The sequence below is a fragment of the Variovorax sp. WDL1 genome, from assembly GCF_001541225.1.
Lineage (GTDB): Bacteria > Pseudomonadota > Gammaproteobacteria > Burkholderiales > Burkholderiaceae_C > Variovorax.
On sequence record NZ_LMTS01000220.1, the window covers coordinates 1 to 5515 of the forward strand.

At 59.3% G+C, this 5515-nt stretch carries 3 protein-coding genes; 2 read left to right on the plus strand and 1 reads right to left on the minus strand.

Annotation, left to right across the window (positions count from 1 at the left end; genetic code table 11):
* Nucleotides 1-167 precede the first annotated feature (167 nt).
* Complete coding sequence (locus APY03_RS41835) at nt 168-341, minus strand: hypothetical protein (protein ID WP_157103470.1); 174 nt, start codon at nt 339-341, stop codon at nt 168-170.
* Between the two features lie 733 nt (nt 342-1074).
* On the opposite strand from APY03_RS41835, the gene APY03_RS27425 reads away from it, so the two are divergent.
* Both APY03_RS27425 and APY03_RS40670 read left to right on the plus strand, forming a co-directional pair.
* The gene (locus APY03_RS27425) at nt 1075-2664 is read left to right on the plus strand and encodes a copper amine oxidase (RefSeq protein ID WP_162487223.1); all 1590 of its coding nucleotides are present in this window, start codon (nt 1075-1077) and stop codon (nt 2662-2664) included.
* A gap of 386 nt (nt 2665-3050) precedes the next feature.
* Nucleotides 3051-4856 (plus strand): galactose oxidase-like domain-containing protein, encoded by a 1806-nt coding sequence (locus tag APY03_RS40670; RefSeq protein ID WP_083944591.1) that lies wholly within the window; start codon nt 3051-3053, stop codon nt 4854-4856.
* Nucleotides 4857-5515: the final 659 nt, after the last annotated feature.

Sequence of the window (5515 nt, forward strand, 5' to 3'; positions counted from 1 at the left end):
GGCACCTTCCAGGCACCCCAGATGGTCCTTGGAAACTTCGGCTACAACGCCGGGGGATGGCGTGTCGAACGGCACCCGCGCTTCCTCTCCGACGTGTCGGGCGACGGTCGTGCGGACATTGTCGGCTTCGGAGACGCCGGGGTCTGGGTCTGGATGGCCTAACCCGACTAGAGGGACGCTCCGGTCGTCAAGCGCTTGCCCGAGGCTTTGAGCATCTCGCCACCGCGGCAATGGGCAATCCGTGGAAGTCGCGTGGCGCCGCGTTCCATTGCCGGGCGCGCAGCGGTGTACTCGGCCTGCGTCTGGCGGAGTGGGTAGGCGGTGTCGTTGATGCCACTCATGCAGGTTGCCGGTCAGTGCTGTGCGGACAGGGCAGACGATGCTCGCACTGCAGCGACCCGCGACTATCGCATTGAGCTCGAAGCCGCGCCGCTCGATGACGGCAAGATCTTCATCACCTCGCCTACGCTTACGCGACCGGATGGTGGCGCGTCTCGCGATGCAGATCTACCTTGCAACGATTGGAAGCGGTAAGGTTGGATTCGTGGTAACGGGCAGGATTCGGCAGGGCGGCCGGACTACGTCAGCGGAATGCGAGGCGTCGTGGAGCGCAACACGATGCGCTACTACCTCGCCATCGACGCGTACCTGGACGCTCCCGGGCGACCAGCAACTCGAAGAACGTCTCGGCAAATGGTTCGACAGCACCGAGCGGTATTCGCGCCAACTCCATGAGATGGATCGAAGCGACTTACCTCAATATGAAGCCCAATGAGTTCGAGCGCATGAAGGTGGCGCGTTAAGGATCTTTCCAGTTAGGCCAAATGCCTTCGGGCTTCCCCCGCCTGAAAGGCCGCTTTCCCGTCGAGCTGGCTACTTGGATGGCCATTCGGCATTCCATCAAACGGGGGATGCAGGCGTCAGGTGGCGCGCGTAGGATTTCTTCGTCGTCCTTGCCATCAGTGTTAGGGCGAGGCGAGACGCACTGTGCCCGTCGCTCAACACCCGTCTAAGAAAAGCGAGGACAGCATGGCCAAGCCAAGCGCATCCAAAGACTCGTCTGCCCGCGGGATCATGATCACAGTCAAGCCGTACGGCCCGACCAGCGAGGAACTGGCGGCGATCGGCGAGCGCGTGGTGCTGAATCCTGCACTGCTCGATTACATCGGGCACTCAAAGGCGCGGCTCCTTTATGTCGAGGCGCTGGAGGAGGACGCCCCGGTCAAGAGCGGCAGGCCGAAGCCGCCGCGCGCATTTCGCGCCACCCTGTACGACGACAAACGTCATCGCACCGTCTTCGCCGATGGTCTGCTGAGTGCGCCGCGCAAGCTGTCGCTAACGGAATCAGCCTTGCCTCCGCCGCCGTCGGATGCCGAGTTCGCTGCCGCCGTGAAGATCGTGCATCGTGATGCAGCTTTGGGCGCTGCTCTCGCTGCCGGCCATCTGGAACCCTATCAACCGATCCCGGCTCTGTCGCTGACCGAATTGCCCGACGGAAGCATCGAACGCCGTATCACGGTCGGGCTGCTGCCACGGGGCCAGAACGCGGAGCACGAAATCGTCGCCGTCGATCTTGCCGCGCGCGCGCTGACCCGATTCGAGGGTCGAGCACCGGGCAACGCTCACCCCCATCCAAGTGGCTTGTGCGGTGTGCCGCACGATGCCAACCAGACAACGGCCGACAAGGGCACCGCCGGTCAGGTCTGGGTGACGGTGAGCCAGGGCGGTCAGACTCTGTGGCGTTTCCTCGCAGTGCGGCCGGCCGCCTCGAGCGGCACCAATGGTTCGGGCGTCGAGCTGCGCTTCGTCGACTACAAGGGCAAGCGCGTCCTGTACCGCGCCCACGTGCCGATCCTCAACGTCAAGTACGACCAGAACGCCTGCGGTCCCTACCGCGACTGGCAGTACCAGGAAGGCATGATCCAGGCACAGGGCAGCAACGTGGCGCCGGGTTTTCGCCTCTGCACAGCGCCCGCCTTGACAATCCTGGACACGGGCTCCGACACCGGCAACTTTCTCGGTGTCGGCATTTACTTGCGCGGCAACGAGGTAGTCCTCGTCAGTGAAATGGAAGCGGGCTGGTACCGCTACGTCAGCGAGTGGCGCCTCGGCACCAACGGCACGATCCGTCCGCGCTTCGGCTTTGCTGCCGTCGAAAGTCAGTGCGTGTGCAACGTGCATCACCACCACGTCTACTGGCGCTTGGATTTCGATATCCGGACCGCGAGCAACAACCGTGTGCGGGAATTCAATGATCCACCGCTGGCGGGGTCGAGCAAGTGGCACAGCAAGGTGTTCGAAATCCGCAGGCCGCGCGACTTTGCGCGCAAGCGCAAGTGGCGCGTCGAGAACACCGTCAGCGGCGAGGGCTACGAGATCGTCCCGAACGCGAACGATGGCGTCGCCAGCGCCGCGCCGGACGCCCCTTTCGGCCGCGGCGATGTCTGGATCCTGCGCTACAGGGGCAGCGAGATCGACGACGGTTCCATCGCGATCGGGCCGCCCTACGAAGCCAACCTCGACCAATGGGTCAACGGCGAAGCCATATCGAACCACGATGTCGTGGTCTGGTACGGCGCTCACTTCACGCATGACGTGAACGATGCCGGCCCGGCCCAGCCCGATCACATCGTCGGGCCCGACCTGAAGCCGGTGAACTGGTAGGGTGTGCCGGCAGCCAAGACCAAGCACCGCTAACTGAAGTTCGGCCATGCAGGCGAGCACATCCTGGCTCAGCTTTCGCCATGCGCATGCGGCGGCGCTCCAGGCAGGGAACGGCGACGCTGCTACGGCGGATCAGGCTCGCCGTTGGGCGACCCACTCTGCATGGTGTTCATCCGAGCTGGCTCTGGACAGCTTCTGGCGCGGTCACGGTGGCCCGCGCAGTCCAACTTCCTTCCTTCCAGATCGCGCCGACGCACAAACGATCGGGCGGAGCTGTCTTTGCTTGAGATCGCAGTTGCAATGAGCGCGCGAGGGGGATCTGTTACTTGCTGGGTTGCGGTAACAGGGCATCTATTTTTGCAACCCTATCAATTAGGAGTCAATAAATGACTACACAGGAAACATCTTCTCAGACGAACCTCGAAGCAAAAACATTCAAGCTAGACCCTGCTATCCATCGAAGAATTCTCAACTTCCTGAATGAAGCCGTTCAACCCGAAGATCTGGCGCGCGAAAGAGTGCTTCCTCCCAATCCAGAAATCGACCCTATTCATGAAGACAACCCCGAGGAATTGAAGCTAAAACAAAGAAATATCCTGGATTTTGAAGTGGCCAAAGAGATTCTTGAATTCAGAGATCAAGAATATCCGCTTGGGTTCCGAAATCTTAGAGAATTACTGAGCCTCAAGGTGTTTGATCGTCGACATTTGAATGCCTTGCTACACCATTTCAGCAATATGTTTTATGGAAGCTGGGCAGTTTTCCCTCAAAGCATCCCCCGCCGGGGGCCGGGTGGCTACGATGGCGTCGTTCACGCCGCGCTGTTGCACACCGGCAAGGTTCTATTCATCACAGCAGATGAAACAACAATGCTTTGGAATCCGGACGATGCAACTCCGGCTGCCTTTGAAGACCCGATCAACCAGCCTCACCAAGTACCTGATGCAGCGGCAGGCTACTCAGTGCTATGCGGTGGGCATTCCTTTCTGTCGGATGGACGGCTACTGGTTCTTGGTGGGGGTGGATATGGACCCCATTCGAAAGCAAAGTGGGGCTACAAATTCGACCCGACCAGCAAGATATGGACGAGGACTGCCGGCAGCATGGCCCATGCTCGGTGGTACCCAACTACCTTGACATTGGGTGACCAGCGTATCGGTAATAGTCACGAGATTCTGGTTGTCTGCGGCCACGGTGGTGGTGACATGGAAATCTATGATGAGGCCTCCGATAGTTTTTCGGAAGTGACATCAGGGGATGACAAGCCATTTCCCAATTTGTACCCTGGTCTTCATTTGCTGCCCAATCACAGCGTCTTTTATTCAAGAACGGGGTGGGCAAGCGCCGGAGCGGGCGGTGGGCCTTTCGCGGGTGATGATCAATCTGGCTATTTCATCTTCACCGGAGCCAATACGGGGATCTGGAATAGCATCGCACCCGTTTCTCCCTCCATGCCGGATCGGACAAAAGGCATGTCCGTCGTCTTGTTGAGCAACACGGCTCCTTATGTTCGTATCCTTGTCGTCGGCGGTGCGGATGCTTCCACCAACAACACCTACGAAATCATTGACGCGACTTCATTGTCGCCGGCAATGAACTGGGGGCCGGCCCAGGCATTTCCGGACGGCGAACATCGAAGTCTTTGCAGCGCGGTGGTGCTGCCCGATGGTAATGTATTTGTGTGCGGTGGTATTCAGCGAAGTAACTCGCCCTGTACAATGTTCAATCCGCAAACCAATTCATGGTCTCCAATGGCCGCATTGCCATCCATCAGGGATTACCATTCGGTAGCGTTGCTACTGCCGAGCGGACAAGTGATGATGGCGGGTTGGAACAACACATCGATCGAAATCTACAGTCCGCCCTATTTGTTCGGTGGCGCGAGACCCATAATCTCTAATGCGCCTGCATTAGTGCATCACGGGCAAAGCTTTGTCATTGAATCGCCGGACGCACCGTCAATTGTTAAAGTGGTTCTCGTTAGGCCGATGGCTGTAACGCACGAAACAGACACTGAGCAGAAAGTTCTTGAGATGCCATACATCCATGATCACGTCAATCCTACGCGTTTGACCTTGACGGCACCGCATGGCGGGCATCCACATTCACTTGCTCAACAAGGCTACTACATGATGTTTGCGATCAATGTTAACGGCGTGCCTTCAATTGCGAATTGGATTTATTTGCACTAAATGAACGTACTCCGCGGGAGGTTGCGGGGATCCTTTTCAAGCGGTGGCGTCGTCGGGCGGCCTTGCAGCGTATGCGTTTAACCGCGGGCGATCGCGTTGGCGAGTTCCGACCCGGCCGAATCGCGACCGACTTGCTACGCACCAGACGTGGAGTTCGTTCCAACAGCGCCCGGCGCGCGCCCCGGCGTTCTCGTCGTCGTCACGCGTTCAGGTCGCTGGCCCAGATTGGCATGCAATCGCCGCAGGGAAAGGGATGCGAGGCTTTGACCAAATTGAAAGGTTGGCAGTGCTCGCACGAATGGGGCACTCCAACAGCAACGGCGTCACGGATGCCGAGGCTACTTCCAAGCTGCCGCTGCTAGCCGCGCCGATGCTTATGTTCAATAACGTTGTCTCCGCGAATGTGAAGAATGGCACGTGTCATCGTTGCACCGGAACACGGCGCCACGCTCTGGTGCCCTGTGATCGCCATCGTCTCCGGCAGCGACATGTTGTTCTGCCGGCCTGCCTCGGTGACGAAACCTGTTCGCGGGAGAATGCACAAAACTCGTTGTTCTATCCGATGCCTCCAAGGTGGCCGTCGACCGGCGTCATGACCGCGTGCGGCACGACCCTTGGCACCACCGTGGCTACGTGGGGGCAAACGCTCAGCAGATGGT

Bases quoted from the DNA above. Each gene is read 5' to 3' on its own strand.
- APY03_RS41835 (WP_157103470.1), bottom strand. From the start codon at position 341: ATGAGTGGCATCAACGACACCGCCTACCCACTCCGCCAGACGCAGGCC.
- APY03_RS27425 (WP_162487223.1), top strand. From the start codon at position 1,075: ATGATCACAGTCAAGCCGTACGGCCCGACCAGCGAGGAACTGGCGGCG.
- APY03_RS40670 (WP_083944591.1), top strand. From the start codon at position 3,051: ATGACTACACAGGAAACATCTTCTCAGACGAACCTCGAAGCAAAAACA.